General features: G+C 47.9%; 16 protein-coding genes. 10 read left to right on the forward strand and 6 right to left on the reverse strand.

The window, feature by feature from the left end; translation table 11 throughout:
* Positions 1 to 200 precede the first annotated feature (200 nt).
* Both groL and A8L45_RS19155 read right to left on the reverse strand, forming a co-directional pair.
* Positions 201 to 1,838, reverse strand: coding sequence for a chaperonin GroEL (gene groL / locus A8L45_RS19150; protein ID WP_068904967.1), 1,638 nt, complete (start codon positions 1,836 to 1,838; stop codon positions 201 to 203).
* 42 nt (positions 1,839 to 1,880) lie between these two features.
* Positions 1,881 to 2,171 (reverse strand): co-chaperone GroES, encoded by a 291-nt coding sequence (locus A8L45_RS19155; RefSeq protein ID WP_068904968.1) that lies wholly within the window; start codon positions 2,169 to 2,171, stop codon positions 1,881 to 1,883.
* A 207-nt stretch (positions 2,172 to 2,378) separates the two neighbouring features.
* On the opposite strand from A8L45_RS19155, the gene A8L45_RS19160 reads away from it, so the two are divergent.
* Positions 2,379 to 3,725 (forward strand): MATE family efflux transporter, encoded by a 1,347-nt coding sequence (locus tag A8L45_RS19160; protein WP_068904969.1) that lies wholly within the window; start codon positions 2,379 to 2,381, stop codon positions 3,723 to 3,725.
* Here the strand turns inward: A8L45_RS19160 and A8L45_RS19165 are convergent.
* On the reverse strand, positions 3,719 to 4,201 hold the full coding sequence (locus tag A8L45_RS19165; RefSeq protein WP_068904970.1) for a MarR family winged helix-turn-helix transcriptional regulator: 483 nt from the start codon (positions 4,199 to 4,201) through the stop codon (positions 3,719 to 3,721). The two genes, A8L45_RS19160 and A8L45_RS19165, sit on opposite strands and share 7 nt — an antisense overlap.
* Before the next feature lie 292 nt (positions 4,202 to 4,493).
* Between A8L45_RS19165 and A8L45_RS19170 the strand changes: the two genes are divergently transcribed.
* The 4 genes from A8L45_RS19170 to A8L45_RS19185 are packed head-to-tail and all read left to right on the forward strand — an operon-like array spanning position 4,494 to position 9,265.
* Positions 4,494 to 5,630 (forward strand): homogentisate 1,2-dioxygenase, encoded by a 1,137-nt coding sequence (locus A8L45_RS19170; RefSeq protein ID WP_068904971.1) that lies wholly within the window; start codon positions 4,494 to 4,496, stop codon positions 5,628 to 5,630.
* Positions 5,631 to 5,657: 27 nt separating this feature from the next.
* On the forward strand, positions 5,658 to 6,650 hold the full coding sequence (locus A8L45_RS19175) for a fumarylacetoacetate hydrolase family protein (RefSeq protein WP_068904972.1): 993 nt from the start codon (positions 5,658 to 5,660) through the stop codon (positions 6,648 to 6,650).
* 12 nt (positions 6,651 to 6,662) lie between these two features.
* Positions 6,663 to 7,289: a maleylacetoacetate isomerase gene (gene maiA, locus A8L45_RS19180; protein WP_068904973.1), complete on the forward strand. Its 627-nt coding sequence runs from the start codon at positions 6,663 to 6,665 to the stop codon at positions 7,287 to 7,289.
* Positions 7,290 to 7,297: 8 nt separating this feature from the next.
* Complete coding sequence (locus tag A8L45_RS19185) at positions 7,298 to 9,265, forward strand: acetoacetate--CoA ligase (protein WP_068904974.1); 1,968 nt, start codon at positions 7,298 to 7,300, stop codon at positions 9,263 to 9,265.
* 88 nt (positions 9,266 to 9,353) lie between these two features.
* Here the strand turns inward: A8L45_RS19185 and A8L45_RS19190 are convergent, their stop codons facing one another.
* Positions 9,354 to 9,857: an FxsA family protein gene (locus A8L45_RS19190; protein ID WP_068904975.1), complete on the reverse strand. Its 504-nt coding sequence runs from the start codon at positions 9,855 to 9,857 to the stop codon at positions 9,354 to 9,356.
* A gap of 379 nt (positions 9,858 to 10,236) precedes the next feature.
* Between A8L45_RS19190 and aspA the strand changes: the two genes are divergently transcribed.
* On the forward strand, positions 10,237 to 11,697 hold the full coding sequence (gene aspA, locus A8L45_RS19195; protein ID WP_068904976.1) for an aspartate ammonia-lyase: 1,461 nt from the start codon (positions 10,237 to 10,239) through the stop codon (positions 11,695 to 11,697).
* 107 nt (positions 11,698 to 11,804) lie between these two features.
* Here the strand turns inward: aspA and A8L45_RS19200 are convergent, their stop codons facing one another.
* On the reverse strand, positions 11,805 to 12,326 hold the full coding sequence (locus tag A8L45_RS19200) for a hypothetical protein (RefSeq protein WP_139122423.1): 522 nt from the start codon (positions 12,324 to 12,326) through the stop codon (positions 11,805 to 11,807).
* A 219-nt stretch (positions 12,327 to 12,545) separates the two neighbouring features.
* Between A8L45_RS19200 and A8L45_RS19205 the strand changes: the two genes are divergently transcribed.
* Positions 12,546 to 13,853 carry an anaerobic C4-dicarboxylate transporter gene (locus A8L45_RS19205; protein ID WP_068904978.1) on the forward strand — a complete coding sequence of 436 codons (1,308 nt, stop codon included), beginning with the start codon at positions 12,546 to 12,548 and terminating at the stop codon, positions 13,851 to 13,853.
* Positions 13,854 to 13,934: 81 nt separating this feature from the next.
* On the opposite strand, the gene A8L45_RS24665 is transcribed toward A8L45_RS19205, so the two are convergent.
* On the reverse strand, positions 13,935 to 14,087 hold the full coding sequence (locus A8L45_RS24665) for a hypothetical protein (protein ID WP_175402029.1): 153 nt from the start codon (positions 14,085 to 14,087) through the stop codon (positions 13,935 to 13,937).
* A 298-nt stretch (positions 14,088 to 14,385) separates the two neighbouring features.
* Here A8L45_RS24665 and A8L45_RS19210 point away from each other — a divergent pair, with 298 nt between their 5' ends.
* From A8L45_RS19210 to A8L45_RS19220, 3 genes are all read left to right on the forward strand, one after another.
* Positions 14,386 to 16,251, forward strand: coding sequence for a protein-disulfide reductase DsbD (locus A8L45_RS19210; RefSeq protein ID WP_068904979.1), 1,866 nt, complete (start codon positions 14,386 to 14,388; stop codon positions 16,249 to 16,251).
* Between the two features lie 135 nt (positions 16,252 to 16,386).
* Positions 16,387 to 17,019 (forward strand): response regulator transcription factor, encoded by a 633-nt coding sequence (locus tag A8L45_RS19215; RefSeq protein WP_068904980.1) that lies wholly within the window; start codon positions 16,387 to 16,389, stop codon positions 17,017 to 17,019.
* A 246-nt stretch (positions 17,020 to 17,265) separates the two neighbouring features.
* Entirely contained in the window at positions 17,266 to 17,535 is a 270-nt protein-coding gene (locus tag A8L45_RS19220; RefSeq protein WP_068904981.1) for a DUF4212 domain-containing protein, read from the forward strand.
* Positions 17,536 to 17,539: the final 4 nt, after the last annotated feature.

Raw genomic sequence — 17,539 nt, forward strand, 5'->3', positions numbered from 1 at the left:
TTTTCGAAAAAAGTTATATCAAAGAACCTGTTCGCTCAAAATACGCACAAAAACCGCGTTTTTGATTATTTATTGCCCTGATTCTTGGTTGATCCTGAGGATCTCAGATAAACATAATGGCAAAAGATGAAATATCTAATCCGCAAAAAAAGAAAAGCCCGCAGATGCGGGGCTTTTACATTTTACGGTTAGCAGATGAATTACATCATGCCGCCCATACCACCCATGCCGCCCATATCAGGCATTGCAGGTGCATCTTGTTTTGGCAGTTCACTTACCATAGCTTCAGTTGTGATCATCAGACCTGCAACAGAAGCAGCAAATTGAAGTGCAGAGCGGGTAACTTTTGTTGGATCCAGGATACCCATGTCGATCATGTCGCCGTACTCACCCGTTGCAGCATTGTAACCGTAGTTAGCATCACCTTGCTTAACTTGGTTAGCTACAACAGAGTCTTCATCGCCAGCATTCAGTGCGATTTGACGGATAGGCGCTTCCATTGAACGCAGTGCAACGCGAATACCAACATTCTGGTCTTCGTTTGAGCCTTCCAGGTTTTCTACTTTGTGAGCCGCACGGATAAGTGCAACACCACCACCAGCAACAACGCCTTCTTCTACCGCTGCGCGGGTTGCGTGCAGGGCATCTTCAACGCGGTCTTTCTTCTCTTTCATCTCAACTTCGGTTGCGGCACCGACTTTGATTACTGCCACACCGCCAGCCAGTTTTGCAACTCGCTCTTGAAGCTTCTCTTTGTCGTAGTCTGACGTTGCTTCTTCAATTTGCTGACGAATCTGAGTCACACGACCTTCGATTGCTGCTTCTTCACCGTTACCGTCAATGATGGTGGTATTTTCTTTGGTGATGCTAATGCGTTTGGCCTGACCGAGATCTTCCAGAGTCACTTTTTCAAGCTCCAGACCGATTTCCTCAGAAATAACAGTACCAGCAGTCAGAGTCGCGATGTCCTGAAGCATAGCTTTACGACGGTCACCGAAACCAGGTGCTTTAACTGCAGCTACTTTTACGATGCCACGCATGTTGTTAACAACCAGTGTTGCCAGTGCTTCACCTTCAACGTCTTCTGCGATGATCAGCAGTGGACGAGAGGATTTTGCTACTGCTTCCAGAGTAGGCAGCAGTTCGCGGATGTTTGATACTTTTTTGTCAACCAGCAGGATGAATGGGTTTTCCAGTTCAACAGAACCTGATTCTTGGTTGTTGATGAAGTACGGAGACAGATAACCGCGGTCAAACTGCATACCTTCTACTACATCCAGCTCATCTTGCAGAGACTGACCTTCTTCAACTGTGATAACACCGTCACGACCAACTCGCTCCATTGCTTCTGCGATAATGTTACCTACGGTCTCGTCAGAGTTTGCAGAGATTGTACCCACCTGAGCGATAGCTTTGTTGTCTGCACACGGAACAGAAAGTGCTTTTAATTCTTCGACAGCTGCAGCTACGGCTTTATCGATACCACGCTTGAGGTCCATTGGATTCATGCCAGCCGCTACCGCTTTCAGGCCTTCGTTGACAATTGATTGCGCCAGTACAGTCGCAGTCGTTGTACCGTCACCAGCCGCATCGTTAGCCTGTGAAGCCACTTCTTTTACCATTTGAGCGCCCATGTTCTGGAATTTGTCTTCCAGTTCAATTTCACGAGCAACTGAAACGCCATCTTTAGTGATGGTTGGCGCACCGAAAGATTTGTCCAGAACCACGTTACGGCCTTTAGGACCAAGAGTCACTTTCACTGCATCGGCAAGTACGTTCACGCCTTCAAGCATTTTTACTCGAGCATCGTTGCCAAATTTAACTTCTTTAGCTGCCATTTTTTATTTCCTTTCTGAATTCTTTTTTAGAGGTGAAATGAATTACTCAACGATAGCCATGATGTCGTTTTCAGACAGAATCAGGACTTCCTTGCCATCAATTTTCTCGCTCTTCGTGCCATAGCCTTCAGAGAAAATGACGGTATCCCCAACTTTTACATCGAGAGGTTGTACATTACCATTCTCGAGAATACGTCCTTTACCCACTGCCAGAATCACACCACGGGTAGATTTCTCAGCCGCAGAACCAGTCAGTACGATACCACCAGCAGATTTTGACTCTGCTTCCTCGCGTTCAACGATTACTCGATCATGAAGTGGACGAATGTTCATCGGTCGTCTCCTGAATATTTGTGTTATTCCATCTAATGAAAATGAGGGTAGCAATTTGCATCACTCATAAGTTAAAGCGGATGTGGGGATGTTTCATTTCAATAACAAGTAGCAAGAACAATTTTTTTTATTTTTTTCACAATACCTTTTGCTCCATCACATTCTATCGATTAGGGTAGCCCCGCAATATTCCCGACAGAGAGTGTTATGAACGACAAGCATGGTTTGCTGACAGGCCCAATCGATCAGACGTTGACTAAAATGACCATCCCCATGGTATTTGGACTTATCGCGATACTGATGTTTAACCTGATCGATACGTTTTTCATCTCTCTATTAGGTACTCATGCGCTCGCTGCGATAAGTTTCACCTTTCCCATTACCTTCGCCGTCAACTGCATCACCATGGGCATTGGAGTAGGTTTATCTACTTCAATAGCAAGGCTGCTGGGGCAGAAACGCCATCAGGGTGCTGCCACTATGACGGCGCATGGTCTGATACTCGCGGTTTTGTTAGTGACGGGGGCGGCAACGCTGGGCTCATTGACAATCACACCGCTATTTAGCTTTCTCGGTGCCGGAGAAGACCTGATCCCCCTGATCGATGAATACATGTCGATCTGGTATCTCACCATTCCTCTGCTGGTAATACCAATGGCGGGGAATTCTGCACTCAGAGCATGCGGCGACACCAGGACGCCAGCAAAGATAATGATCCTGGCCGGTGCCATAAACGGCGTGCTCGACCCTCTGCTCATCTTTGGCTATGGCCCCTTTCCAGAGCTCGGCATTAAAGGTGCTGCAATTGCTAGTGCCATCAGTTGGGCTGGGGCTCTGGCTGGTTCACTTTATATGCTAATAGTGAGGGAAAAACTGCTGGCGTTACCGTCGTTAGCCACAGTTGTGGAAGACTGGCGCACTATATTGTCAGTCGGCACACCCGCTGCAATGTCTAATGTACTTAATCCAATTTCCGGCGCTGCACTGATGTGGCTTTTGGCTTCTCAAGGCACAGCCAGTGTTGCCGCATACGGCGCAGCGCAGCGTGTTGAATCATTGATGCTTATCGTGATGATGGCTCTGACATCGACCCTCACACCATTAATGGCACAAAACTTCGGTGCGGATAACCCGAAGCGCGCATTTGAAGCTCTGTTCCGGGCTATTCGCTTCTCGCTCGTTTTTCAGTTTATTGTTTTTGTCGCTATGGTGCCGCTCAGTCACCCGATAGCCATGATGTTCAGTCAGGAAAATGCGGTACAAGAAAAGTTATGGCATTACTTGTTGGTTGTACCATTGAGCTATGGGCTTCAGGGAACCCTGATGATGCTGGTCAGTGCGCTGAATGCGATGAAACGTCCCTTGGTTTCATTCTCTTTTAATTTGGCGAGGCTTTTTATTCTCATCCTGCCGCTGGCTTGGTTGGGTGGCTTTCTGGGACAAACTGAAGGACTCTTCATCGGTATCGCTACGGCGAATGTGGTTTCAGGTGTTGTTGCCTACCTGACCGCCGTCCATTTTAGACGGCGGTTGATTTGTGAAAACCGTTACTGATCAGTCATGACCTCTTCACGGGCTGATAACGACATCTTGTCAGCCCTTGCAAGCAATAAATCCAGAGCCTTAAACAGATCACGATACTGGGATGCACTCATCCCCGCCAGAATGTCATTTTCCCACTCAAGTGCCCTTGGAACGATCCTTTGATACAGCTCACGCCCCTTCGTCGTCAGGTGAAGGTATGCCGCTCGATGATCATTCTGGTCCTTGACCCGACAAACATAGCCTTTAGATTCGAGACTGGTCAGCGTTCGGGAGACCCGGACTTTATCAAGGCTAGTTTCAGCCGATAGCTCTTTTGCTTTCACGCCATCACGGTTACCCAAGGTAGCAAGGACCCGCCATTCTGGACGGGTAATACCGAACTCTTCCTGATAAAGGCGGGCAAGCCCATCGGACACGTGCTCCGCAGTCCGTACAAGTTTATATGGTAAAAAGTCGTCCAGGGAAAAATCGACAGGTACCGACATAGGCGTTATTACTCCCTTTTCTATGCCGAAAGCAGCATCGTGGCTATCTCGGACTCTCAGGTGACAAATAGTTTCTTAAGAAATCATTACATATTCTATTGTCACTCCACCAGCGGAAACCTGCCACCCGAATCTTTTTTTTATATCTTATTTTTACAGTATTTGTCACAGAACCACCCCATTTTCATCCATCCCGTTTATTGCCAAATTAACCACAATGGGGCTATGATAACCATATAGTTACAAATGAAACCAAATTGACAGGCCGCCAAGGCCTAACAGGGAGACGAGTATGCGCAAGTGGTTTTCATTTCCAATAAAAGAGGGTGAAACCTCGCGTCAGGCACATTGTGATTTGCCAGAAGGGACATATGAAAGAGAGTGTGGCAAAGAGGGATTCTTTGGTCCAGCCACACACATGTACCACCAACATGCTCCTACTGGCTGGAGCCATTGGGAAGGCTCACTCAGGCCCCATGCGTTCGATACCAACAAAGTAGAGAATGCTGATGGCAATCCCATGACCGCACCACTCTTGCTTAGCAACCCGAATGTGAAAGTGCGTATTTGGCATTGCAATGACAAAATGGACTATTTAGTTCGTAACGGCGACGGCGACGATTGCCTCTTTGTCCACCAAGGTAGCGGTGACCTGTATTGCGATTATGGCCATCTGTCTTTCCGTGATGGCGACTATCTGATTATCCCACGTTCGACAAACTGGCGTATTGTGCCAAAAGAGCCAGTCACCCTGCTGATGATTGAGGCAACGCACGGCTCATACATGGGTTCAGACAAAGGTATCGTTGGCGACCATGCGGTCTATGACCCAGCCATTCTCGAACACGCCTCAATCAACGATACGTTCAAGGCCCAACAAAGCAGCAATGAGCAATGGCAGGTCCTTCTTAAATCACGTGATGAAATGAACTGCATTACTTATCCGTTCAACCCATTGGATGCGAAGGGCTGGAAAGGCAATCTCACAGTATTTAAGCTTAACTGGCGTGACATCCGCCCACTGATGAGTCATCGCTATCACCTGCCGCCATCCGCCCATACTACGTTTGTGGCCAACGGCTTTGTCATTTGTACTTTTGTTCCCCGTCCAATAGAAAGCGATCCCGGCGCAATTAAGGTTCCGTTCTACCACAATAACGATGACTATGATGAAGTTATCTTTTATCACCGTGGTGAGTTCTTCAGTCGCGATAATATCCATCCGGGTATGGTTACCCATCACCCATGTGGTTTCCCGCACGGCCCTCACCCTAAAGCGTTTGCTGCCGGGGCAAAAAGGGCAAAAGGAGAAACAGATGAAGTGGCGGTGATGATAGATACCCGTATGCCGCTGGATCTGGGTGACGCTGCTGTAGCGACCGAAGATAAAGATTATGTGAAATCCTGGCAAACACCGCCGACCGCCTAATCTGCGAGAACATGGAAGGAACGAGCAATGAAACTGGCATCATTAAAACATCAAAGAGACGGTAAACTGATAGTTGTTTCAAGAGACCTCACTAGAGCGGTCGATGCAACTGATATTGCCCCTACCCTGCAGGCAGCACTGGATAACTGGTCATCACTTTCTCCCGTGCTTGAAAAGCGTTATCTGTCACTGAACGATAATCAATGCGAAGGCAGCTTTGCATTTGACCCTAGCGCGTGCGCATCTCCTCTGCCACGCGCCTATCAGTGGGCAGACGGCAGCGCTTATGTAAACCACGTCGAGCTGGTTCGTAAAGCACGTGGTGCCGAAGTACCGGCAACCTTTTGGACTGACCCTTTGATGTATCAAGGGATGTCCGACGGCTTTCTTGGTCCACAGGAAGATATTCCGCTTTGCGATGAAGCCTGGGGATGTGACTTTGAAGCTGAAATCGCAGTGATCACTGATGACGTTCCAATGGCTTCAACAGCCGCAGATAGCGCAGACCATATCAAACTGTTGATGTTGGTTAATGACGTATCGCTGCGTAACCTTATCCCGGGTGAGTTGGCAAAAGGCTTTGGTTTCTTCCAGTCAAAACCTGCTTCTGCATTTTCTCCTGTTGCGGTCACGCCTGACGAGCTGGGAGACGCATGGGAAGATAACAAGGTACATCTGCCTCTTGAGGTTCACCTCAATCACACGCAGTTTGGCGCGCCGAACGCTGGGGTTGATATGACCTTTGATTTTTCTCAGCTTGTCGCACATGTAGCAAAAAGCCGTCACGTCAGCGCAGGTACTATTGTCGGTTCAGGTACAGTGTCCAATGTTGATCGCAGTAAGGGTTCATGTTGTCTTGCTGAACGTCGAATGCTGGAAATCATTGAGCACGGAGAAGCAAAAACACCATTCATGAAACATGGCGATCAGGTCGATATTGAAATGCATGACGCCGATGGTCACTCTATTTTTGGGAAGATCTCTCAGACAGTGGTGCCATACTCAGGAAATAAGGCTTAGGAAGCAGAGCTCATGGAAAGAACCCTCTACGACTACAGCAAGTCTTCGGCCTCATACCGTGTGAGGATTGCGCTGAATCTCAAAGGCCTGGACTATCAGGCCATTTCTGTCCCTTTGTTGGAGAATGCCCAGCGCAGTGATACGTATCTGGCGATGAATCCGGCTGGGCTGGTGCCAACCCTGAAAGAGGGCGAGCAGGCGATCACTCAGTCACTGGCTATTCTGGAATACCTTGAGGAGACGTATCCTACCCCGGCACTCCTGCCGGAAGATCCGCTGGCTCGTGCAAACTGCAGATCACTGGCGTACGACATTGCCTGTGATGTCCACCCTTTGAACAATCTTAGAGTTCTGAAGTATCTGACCGGGCATCTGGGCCATAGTGAACAGGAAAAACTGGACTGGTATGTTCATTGGTTAAAACAAGGTTTAGACGCACTGGAAGCCAAACTGGCTGGAAGTGGACACCGTTTTTGCTGTGGTGACACACCAACACTTGCTGATCTTTGTCTGGTACCACAATTGTTCAATGCCCGCCGCTTTGAGCTGGATATGAGTCCTTACCCAACACTGGTCGCCATTGACAAGGAATGTCAGTCGCTACCCGCGTTTAAAAATGCGCACCCCGCTAACGTTTAGGAGCAAATATGGAGCAGCAACCCCTGTGGCGTCCGAGCGCAAAACGTGTCGCAGATGCAAACATTACAGAGTTTATTCAGGCCGTTAATCAGCAAAATGATGTCAAACTGAAAGACTACGCGTCCCTGTATAAGTGGTCAGTGAATGAGAGTGAGGCATTCTGGACGACGTTATGGGATTTTGCCGGGGTGATCGGCAAGCGTGGAGAGACCGTTCGCTTTACCCATGCCATGAGCCCGGCCAAAAAGAGTCGCTGGTTTCCGGATGCGGAAATTAACTTTGCTGAGAATCTGCTGCAGTGGGCAGATGAAATGGGCGATCATGACGCCATTGTTTTCAGTGGTGAAACAGAGACGCCAAGGTCATTAAGCTGGTCTGCACTGCGTGATCAAGTGGCGCACATTGCTCACTTGCTGAAAGAGCAAGGGATCGCTGAGGGTGATGTTGTTGCAGGTTATTTGCCCAACGTCACTGAGGCTGTAGTTGCTATGTTGGCAACAGCCTCACTGGGGGCAATATGGACATCGACATCGCCAGATTTTGGTGTTGAAAGTGTGCTGGACAGATTTGGCCAAACGCAACCGAAAGCTCTATTTACCACTGACTGTTACCATTACAATGGCAAGACTCACGACTGCCTGAGCAAGGCCAGAGACATTGCCAGTAGAGTAGACAGCATCGCGCAGCTTATTGTTATTCCATTTTCTCAACGTGAAGGCGTGCAACATACCTTACACTCAGGCGAGCGCGATTGGAGTGACGCACTGTCTGGAGATGCACCCGAGTTAACCTATACCCGGACAGGCTTCAACGCACCTCTCTACGTACTCTATTCTTCAGGCACCACAGGCAAACCCAAATGTATTATCCACAGTGTGGGTGGAACTCTGCTCAATCACCTGAAAGAACATCAGTTACATTCGGATGTGAAAGTCAGAGATCGCCTGTTTTACTTCACCACTTGTGGCTGGATGATGTGGAACTGGATGGCGACCGCATTGGCAAGCGGTGCAACACTGGTATTATTCGACGGAAGCCCATTTTATCCTGATGCAGGTGTTTTGTGGCGATTGGCGGAATCACAAAAGGTGACGCTGTTTGGCACCTCGGCGAAGTATCTGGAAGCGTTAGAGAAGCAAAGTTATTTCCCTCGCGAACAACACGCCCTCTCCACACTCAGAACCTTGTGCTCAACGGGCTCCGTTCTGGCACCAGAACAGTTTGATTATGTCTATCGTGATGTAAAAGAGGATATTCAGCTCAGCTCTATCGCGGGCGGCACTGACATTTGTGGTTGCTTTGTACTGGGCAGCCCAATCAGCCCTGTTTACAAAGGGCAGGCTCAGGTCCGTGCATTGGGAATGGATGTTCAGGTATTCAATAATCAGGGCGATCCGGTCGTCGCTGAAAAAGGTGAGCTGGTATGCTGTAACTCCTTCCCCAATCAGCCCGTTGGTTTCTGGCATGACCATGATGGCGCGCGATACCACAAAGCATACTGGGATAAAATCCATGATGTCTGGTTCCATGGCGACTATGTTGAGCTAACACCACAAAACGGTATGGCTTTCTTTGGACGTTCTGATGCCATCCTTAACCCGGGTGGCGTTCGTATTGGTACCGCTGAGATCTATCGCCATGTCAATCAGCTTGAAGAGATCATCGACTCTGTGGTGATTGGTCAGGAATGGCAGAATGATGTCAGGGTCGTACTGTTTGTGAAAATATTGCCCGGTGTCGATCTCGATGATCAACTGGAAAATATGATCCGCAAAACAATCCGTACTCACTGTACGCCACGGCATGTGCCCGCCAAGATTGTTGGCATCACCGATATTCCGCGAACCCGTTCTGGCAAGCTCGCTGAACTGGCTGTTCGCGATGTTGTGCATGGTCGGGAAGTTGCGCAGCTCAGTGCGCTCGATAATCCAGAGTCATTGAACCAATATAAAAGCCGCCCAGAGCTTGATGACTAACATCTTTTAGGCTCAAGCAAAAACCAATCAGCCCGGCTTTGCCGGGCTGATGTTTAATTACGCTTAATAGATTAGCTAAGCGAGCACGCTACTCTAGACGATCTTTATCTTTGTCATCATCTTTGCGCTCGTATTCTCCTTCAAAGGTATCACCACCCGTTCGTGAAGACCGATCAAACGGTCCCTGATGATTTCCCCCTTGCTGGCTAAATCCGTGGAAACTCGCTGAACTTGCACCGACTTTGAATTTTGTCAGGCAATACTTGGCAATGAGAGAACGAGGGCCAGGTAGAAGTACCGTCATTCCCATCGCATCGGTCATAAAACCCGGGGTCAATAAGAGAACACCTGCAACAGCAAGCAAAACACCTTCCATGATCTCCTGTGCCGGGAGTTCGCCATGCTGCATGCGAGACTGCGCAGACATAAGTGTCTGTAATCCCTGACTACGCACTAGTGACGCACCCAGAACGGCAGTGATCAGCACCAATGCTATCGTTGTCCACAATCCCAGAAATCCGCCAACCTGAATAAACAGAGCAATCTCTACGATAGGAACCACGATAAATAAAAATAATATAACCGGAAACACGTTCATCCTTATCTTTGTGTGCTTTTTAGTATGCTAACACGTTAGCAGGCAATTCCCTGAGATACAGCATATTTCATCTGTTTGCTCTCAGTTACCCTCTTCCGAAGATGACGAAAGTTGCGCGCATGCTTGGTTATATTGGGGCAAATCATCAGAAATTCAATACCAAGATGGGGTTTGTTATCGCCCCGAATCGGTAAAACTGAGCGCATAAAGAATGTTTGAGAAAAGTGATCCGCGAGCTTTTTTTCGCTCTGCTTAATTGTACAATTCGCAAAATAAAGAATTACCAAAAAAGATAAAAACAGGTAATTCAATGCTAATAAAACTATAAATACGACACAAAAATCTTCTAATACATTGATAAAGAAGGCACTGCATGAGCCAGTTACATTCTCCTTTAAATACCGCTTCTCACTCCTTGCCGCTGACACGTACCGAGGAAGATCTGCTAGGACAGCGTCAGGTGCCGGCTGATGCTTATTATGGAATCCACACACTGCGTGCCATTGAGAATTTCCGCATCTCAAATACCACTATTTCTGATGTGCCTGAGTTCGTGCGCGGCATGGTTTTCACTAAAAAAGCGGCAGCAATGGCGAACAAAGAGCTGGGCGCAATTCCTGAAGAGATCGGCACTTATATCGTTAAAGCCTGCGATTTGATCTTGGATACAGGGAAATGTATGGATCAGTTCCCGTCCGATGTCTTTCAAGGTGGCGCAGGCACCTCAGTGAACATGAATACAAACGAGGTGATCGCGAACCTTGCTCTTGAGCTGATGGGGAGAAATAAAGGCGACTATGACGTGATCAATCCAAACGATCATGTAAATAAGAGTCAATCTACCAACTGTGCTTATCCAACCGGATTTCGGATCGCGGTGTATAACAGTATGCTGACATTGGTTGAATCAATTGCTCATCTTCAGAATGCCTTCGAAGAAAAAGGGCAATCTTTCAGTGATGTGTTGAAGATGGGTCGAACGCAGTTGCAAGACGCTGTGCCTATGACGGTTGGTCAAGAGTTTCAGGCATTTGGCACCCTGCTGAAAGAAGAAATAAAGAACCTGAAATACACGTCGGAATTACTGCTTGAAATCAATCTGGGTGCTACCGCCATCGGTACGGGTCTCAATGCCGTTGAGGGCTACCAACATCTGGCTGTTCAACGTCTCGCTGAAGTCACTGGACTTGACTGCAAACCTGCAGAAGATCTGATTGAGGCCACATCAGACTGTGGTGCTTATGTTATGGTTCACAGTGCCCTCAAACGACTTGCTGTTAAACTGTCCAAGATTTGTAACGATCTGCGCATACTCTCTTCAGGTCCACGGGCTGGCCTTAACGAAATTAACCTACCAGAGATGCAAGCCGGATCTTCCATCATGCCCGCCAAGGTAAACCCGGTGATACCTGAGGTTGTCAATCAGGTGTGCTTTAAGGTAATAGGCAATGACACCACCATTACTTTTGCAGCCGAGGCCGGACAACTCCAGCTCAACGTCATGGAGCCCGTGATTGGTCAGGCGCTGTTCGAGTCTATCGATATTCTTTCCAACGCCTCTATAAACCTCGCTGAAAAATGTATTAGTGGTATCACAGTAAACAAATCGGCATGCGAAGACTACGTCTTCAATTCCATCGGCATTGTTACTTATCTCAATCCTTTCATCGGTCATCACGAAGGCGATATTGTTGGTAAGATCTGCGCTGAAACTGGCAGAAGTGTCAGAGAGGTGGTGATTGAGCGAGGCCTGCTCACCGCTGATCAGCTTGATGAGATCTTCTCTATCGACAACTTGATGAAGCCTCAGTACAAAGCCAAACGATTTAACTGAGCTTCTCCCAGTAAGCACGGCATAGACTATGGGCTAAAAGCCTAAAGGCTAAAGACTAAAAAAGGAGACCGATAGGTCTCCTTTTTATTCGATGGTTCTGAAAGACACTAATGCTTGAGGAATGTGGACAAGATAAAAAACTGCTCGTCACTCAGCCTGAGTTGATTTGATATAGGCAGAGGCATCTTAACCTGTTGATTAATCGTTGTCTGGAGGCTGAAGGCAGTTGCACGCAGAGGCGCCCCATACTGGCTCATAATGAACACACCGGACACTAACACCTTATTTGTTCCCTTAATTTTGTCCACTCGCACACCTTGGGTGATCCCGTTTTGAACAGATTGTCGGCTGTGCACACCATTGACCACCAAAGTGATATTGTTAACGCTCTCGCCTTCACCAGTAAAAGTACTGACACCTTGCCCGGGGAGAACGATAACAGTCGGAAAAGCCACTTCCTGAAATGCCTCTTTACTGCCCTCAGTGAAAACTGGCTTAACAGAATATCCAGTACCATCCATCGATTTCGTCACTGTCAACGCCACCGTACCCGGATCAATAATTTCGGGCTTTTTAGGTGTCATGCTACACCCTGATAAAAAGACCATTAGCCATAAGAGCTTACGCATTTTTTTCATCCTATGATCTGTCAAAAACGTTATTTCACTGGCCGCAAGTTATCATGTCAATCAATTATTGTACATTGTTCATAATTTTATGTATTGAAATCAAACACGCGGGTCAGTGTTCAGACTGGATGCTTTTCATTGCTGAGTGAGTTGCCTTCCCGCCCAAAAAGTCGCAAAGTGTCGGCCATTTTTCTTTGATCAACATCACAGGAGATCATCATGGTTGCTTTGGAGCTACTTGCTGTCCTGAGCTTCATCCTGCTAGGCGCAAGAATGGGGGGGATCGGCATTGGTCTTGCTGGCGGCGCGGGCGTTATTTTTCTTTCTCTGGTCATGGGAGTGCCAGTGAGTCAGGCTCTGATCCCGATTGATGTTATACTGATCATCATCTCTGTGATCACCGCCATCGCTGCACTGCAGGTCGCTGGAGGACTTGATTGGCTGGTCGACAAAGCCGAGCACTTTCTGCGAAAAAACCCTAAACACATTACCTTCTACGCACCACTGGTCACCTACTTGATGACCCTGATGGCAGGCACCGGACATACTGCGTTCTCAACACTGCCCGTCATCGCAGAAGTTGCTAAGGAGCAAGGGATACGGCCTTCAAGACCATTGTCTATTGCTGTTGTGGCTTCGCAAGTCGCCATCACTGCATCGCCACTCTCTGCTGCATTAGTGTTCTTCTCTGGTATTTTGGAGCCAGTAGGCGTCGACTACCTTACCTTACTGGCGATCTGTATCCCCTCAACCCTGCTCGCCTGCATGTTGGGCGCATTCAGCGCAAATTTTATTGGCAGTGAACTGAGTGACGATCCTATCTATCAGGAGAGATTGGCAAAGGGGCAGATCACCAGCAAGGGTCGGAATCGCCGTGATATACCTGATACAGCTAAAAAAGCGACTGCCATTTTTCTTGCTGCCATTTTTATTGTTGTTGCCTACGCTGCCGCGATTTCGCATTCTCTCAATCTGATTGAACAACCAGTACTGGGACGAAATGAGGCGATAATGACTTTCATGCTCGCGGCGGCTGGCGCAATTGTCCTGACCTGCAAACTGGATACTGCTCAACTGCCTGCTGCCTCCACCTTCCGCTCGGGCATGACTGCCTGTGTATGTGTTCTGGGTGTTGCCTGGCTCGGAGCCACTTTCATCAATGCTCATGTGAATGACATTACTGAGCTCGCTGGTTCCACATTGCAAGAGTCACCCTGGATGTTGGCGCTGGTCCTGTTTTTTGCATCTATGCTGCTTTACTCTCAGGGGGCCACGACCACTGCTCTTATGCCTGCGGCTCTCGCTGTTGGCGTTTCACCTCTAACCGCCATTGCGTCGTTTTCCGCCGTCAGTGCTTTGTTTGTCTTACCTACCTATCCGACACTACTTGCTGCGGTTGAGATGGATGACACAGGCTCAACCCGTATCGGTAAGCTGGTATTCAATCATCCCTTCTTTGTTCCGGGCATGGTGACAATTATCAGCTCAGTCTGTCTTGGCTTTACCATCGGCAGTCTGATTCTGTAACCGAAGTTTGTCAGACACATCACCAAGAGGAGAAAGCCCTTCTCTTGGTGAATGCTGTTTTACCATTTTGAATACCATTCATCACACAATGGTACTCATCGTCCAGCCAATCAGAAAACCAACCACGAGCGGTATGAATTTACCTGGCCTTCTTTTTTTTACCGGATAGTAAGGCTGTAGTTTTTGTTTTTCTTGATAGCCGTGCATATGATGTTCCATCAGATATACGTTCATTGTCTCACTCCTCTTCCCTATCGATGGAAATAACTGTAAAACCTGAAGTTAACTTAAGATCAAGCGTATTTTTCACCTCTCTAAGGTGTATTGGGAACACGGCCAAAGTCTATCGGTAGCAACACATCAAGAACCTGCATACCAACCTACATACTGGTGTGATTAAAGCGTGCTATTTTCACAGGTCATTGACCGAACGTAATTTCCCGACAATATCGATGAAACATTATTCAGTAGCGTCCGGTCAGAGTGATATAGTGGAATGTAACTTTTAACCCTTGGGTAACCGTCGATAAAAATGCTTGCAAAACTATGTCGTTCGATGGCGATGATTGCCATCCTTTGTCTTAACATACAGCCAGTAAAGGCTGAGTTCAGTTTGTTCGGACAACCCGCAGCCCCCTCTGCGGAGGTCCCTTTTATACCTGTTGATCAGGCTTTTCCTTTTAACTTCACCCAGATGGGAGATAAGCTCTACCTCGACTGGCAAGTCGCGCCGGGCTACTACCTGTATAAAGATAAAATTAAGGTTATCAATAATGCTGAGGTAAACCTTGGTCGTATTGAAATGCCAGCGGGGATCCCCCATAAAGACGAGTTCTTTGGCGAAGTGAGCGTTTACAAAGAGCCAGTGACGGTTTCGGTTGCTCTGATGAGTGTTGCTGAAAATGCCTCAGTCACCGTGTCCTATCAGGGATGCGCAGAGGCTGGATTCTGTTATCCGCCAGAGACATTACAGGTTCCTTTGACAGCAGTCATAGCCAAAGCAGGTAACACCCCACCTTCGTCCGACTCAGGTATGTCAGTAAGTACTGACAAGGCAGATAAGTCAGACTTAACAGACGGTTCAAACACATCCACTCGTTCTCAATCAGAAACAGCGACCGGTATCGAGCAAACTGATCAAGCACCAAGAGTAAGTAGCCTCGCCGATAACTGGTGGCAACCTCTGCTCTTCCTCGGTTTAGGGATAGGATTGGCGTTCACCCCTTGCGTGCTGCCCATGTACCCTATTCTGACGGGTATTGTGTTGGGTGGCGGGCGCAAAAGTCATGCTGCAACTTTCCGACTCTCTATGCTTTATGTTCAGGGAATGGCACTGACCTATACGCTGCTGGGATTAGTGGTGGCGTCAGCTGGCTTGCAGTTTCAGGCTGCCCTTCAACACCCCTATGTGCTGACGGGGATCAGTGTGTTATTCATTGTGCTGGCAATGTCGATGTTTGGTTTGTTTACCTTGCAATTGCCAGCCTCGGCGCAAACATGGCTCAGTCAGCTAAGCAACCAGCAAAAAGGCGGAACCAGTGCTGGCGTATTTACGATGGGCGCAATATCTGGTCTGGTTTGCTCACCTTGTACTACGGCTCCCCTTTCTGGAGCATTAATTTACGTTGCACAAAGTGGGGACTTACTCACTGGCGCGGTCACCCTTTACGCACTGGCTATTGGTATGGGGCTACCTCTCATTGCCGCCGCTATGTTTGGTAACAAACTCCTACCCAAAGCCGGAAATTGGATGGAGGGGATCAAAGCCTTCTTTGGCTTTATCCTGCTCGCAGTGCCAATCTTTCTTGCTGAACGCCTTATCCCTGAACTCTGGAGTTCAGTTTTGTGGTCTGTCTGGCTGCTCGCCGCGCTTGGCTGGCTCTATCACATCAGCAGGCAAATGAAGCCAGGCCGTGTTGCCAGTGTTATGGGTATTGCGGCGATCGTCGGGCTCAGCCTCAGTGCGATGAATCTCTATCAGTCTGTGGTTACGCCCGGTCATAGTCTGATCGGCGAAAAAGTTGACGTCTCATTTATTAAGGTAGATTCCCAGGAAGCCTTGGATCAGGAGCTGGCAAAAGCCAAAGCGGCAGGTAAGCCTGTCATGTTGGACTTTTACGCTGACTGGTGTGTCGCCTGTAAAGAGTTTGAAAAGTACACTTTCCACGATCCTGACGTGGCTCGGGAGCTTCAGAAATTCGTGTTGCTTCAGGCAGATGTCACCGCCAATCGGCTGCAGGATATCCAATTACTGACCAAGATGGATGTGCTTGGCCTGCCAACATTAGAATTTTGGGATGCTCAGGGCAATCGCCTGACTCCTGCCCGATTAACAGGCTTTGTTGAAGCAAAACCATTTCTCGATCATATCCGTCAATACCAATTGACCACACGATGAATGCAAAGGCCCGGTTGCAACACCGGGCCTTTGTTTATCTGCCCCCCGATCCATCTCTTACTTCCTCATGCAAAAAATTGATCCTCTCCCATACCAGTGCTAGCGTAACAATAAAAAGGACAGTAATACTCTGACATGGACGCCCAATACACGATAGTCATTGCCGATGACCACCCATTATTCAGAAATGCACTTTTTCAATCTGTGCATATGGCTATCAGTGGTGCCATTCTTCACGAGGCTGACAGTCTTGCAAGCCTGATCGCTTTGTTGGATAAAGACCCCGATATTGACTTGCTTCTGCTCGACCTGAAAATGCCCGGAGCAGACGGTATGCTCGGCCTTATTCAGCTCCGCAATCAATACCCTGACCTTCCCATTGTGGTGATTTCTGCGAGTGAGGAGCCCAGTGTCATTCGCCAGGTCAAATCTCACGGTGCGTTTGGATTTATTCCAAAATCCAGTGATATGCGAGAGCTAATGCACTCTCTCAATAAAGTGCTGGGAGGTGACCCCTGTTTCCCTGACGGCGTCGACGATTTTGAGGAAACAGATAGCCTTCATGACAAGATAGCGTCGCTGACTCCCCAGCAATATAAAGTGCTGCATATGCTGGCTGAGGGCTTGCTAAATAAGCAAATCGCGTTTGAACTGGATGTCTCAGAAGCCACCATAAAAGCGCACATGACGGCCATTTTTCGAAAACTGGGTGTCAAAAACCGTACTCAGGCCGTTATTCTGCTACAACAAATTGACCTCAATACCTGACTATTCTCGTTAGCCAAACACCACTATTCCTTTCCTGCATCGTGCAGAATTCGTTAATTCGTTCTCTTTGTCATTAGACCTTCGGCTAACGTTAACACTAATTTAACATTAGAAATATCTACTAATATCCTTTTATGTCAATGTATTAAGTCACAATCGCCATAGACTAAAGTTGCAATGTCGTTACCTTGCTCAACTGATAAGGTCAGTGTGTCAAAGTCTGATAATGAGACAAGGAGAAGTAACATGGCATTTGAAAGCAAAGAAGATTCAAAAGCCTACTGGGAAAGAAACGTCAGGCTGATGGGCGTCTTACTAGCCATATGGTTCGTCGTTTCTTTCGGCTGTGGAATCCTGTTTGTCGACGTTCTGAATAATATTCAGATTGGTGGCTACAAACTGGGTTTCTGGTTTGCCCAGCAGGGATCAATTTACGTCTTCCTCGCCATCATTTTTGTTTATGCCCGTGAAATGCGGAAGCTGGACAAAGAATTTGGCGTAGATGACGATGAATAATCAC

Origin of the sequence: Veronia pacifica (assembly GCF_001707825.1) — a bacterium.
Classification (GTDB): domain Bacteria; phylum Pseudomonadota; class Gammaproteobacteria; order Enterobacterales; family Vibrionaceae; genus Veronia; species Veronia pacifica.

Bases quoted from the DNA above. Each gene is read 5' to 3' on its own strand.
- groL (WP_068904967.1), bottom strand. From the start codon at position 1,838: ATGGCAGCTAAAGAAGTTAAATTTGGCAACGATGCTCGAGTAAAAATG.
- A8L45_RS19155 (WP_068904968.1), bottom strand. From the start codon at position 2,171: ATGAACATTCGTCCACTTCATGATCGAGTAATCGTTGAACGCGAGGAA.
- A8L45_RS19160 (WP_068904969.1), top strand. From the start codon at position 2,379: ATGAACGACAAGCATGGTTTGCTGACAGGCCCAATCGATCAGACGTTG.
- A8L45_RS19165 (WP_068904970.1), bottom strand. From the start codon at position 4,201: ATGTCGGTACCTGTCGATTTTTCCCTGGACGACTTTTTACCATATAAA.
- A8L45_RS19170 (WP_068904971.1), top strand. From the start codon at position 4,494: ATGCGCAAGTGGTTTTCATTTCCAATAAAAGAGGGTGAAACCTCGCGT.
- A8L45_RS19175 (WP_068904972.1), top strand. From the start codon at position 5,658: ATGAAACTGGCATCATTAAAACATCAAAGAGACGGTAAACTGATAGTT.
- maiA (WP_068904973.1), top strand. From the start codon at position 6,663: ATGGAAAGAACCCTCTACGACTACAGCAAGTCTTCGGCCTCATACCGT.
- A8L45_RS19185 (WP_068904974.1), top strand. From the start codon at position 7,298: ATGGAGCAGCAACCCCTGTGGCGTCCGAGCGCAAAACGTGTCGCAGAT.
- aspA (WP_068904976.1), top strand. From the start codon at position 10,237: ATGAGCCAGTTACATTCTCCTTTAAATACCGCTTCTCACTCCTTGCCG.
- A8L45_RS19200 (WP_139122423.1), bottom strand. From the start codon at position 12,326: ATGCGTAAGCTCTTATGGCTAATGGTCTTTTTATCAGGGTGTAGCATG.
- A8L45_RS19205 (WP_068904978.1), top strand. From the start codon at position 12,546: ATGGTTGCTTTGGAGCTACTTGCTGTCCTGAGCTTCATCCTGCTAGGC.
- A8L45_RS24665 (WP_175402029.1), bottom strand. From the start codon at position 14,087: ATGAACGTATATCTGATGGAACATCATATGCACGGCTATCAAGAAAAA.
- A8L45_RS19210 (WP_068904979.1), top strand. From the start codon at position 14,386: ATGCTTGCAAAACTATGTCGTTCGATGGCGATGATTGCCATCCTTTGT.
- A8L45_RS19215 (WP_068904980.1), top strand. From the start codon at position 16,387: ATGGACGCCCAATACACGATAGTCATTGCCGATGACCACCCATTATTC.
- A8L45_RS19220 (WP_068904981.1), top strand. From the start codon at position 17,266: ATGGCATTTGAAAGCAAAGAAGATTCAAAAGCCTACTGGGAAAGAAAC.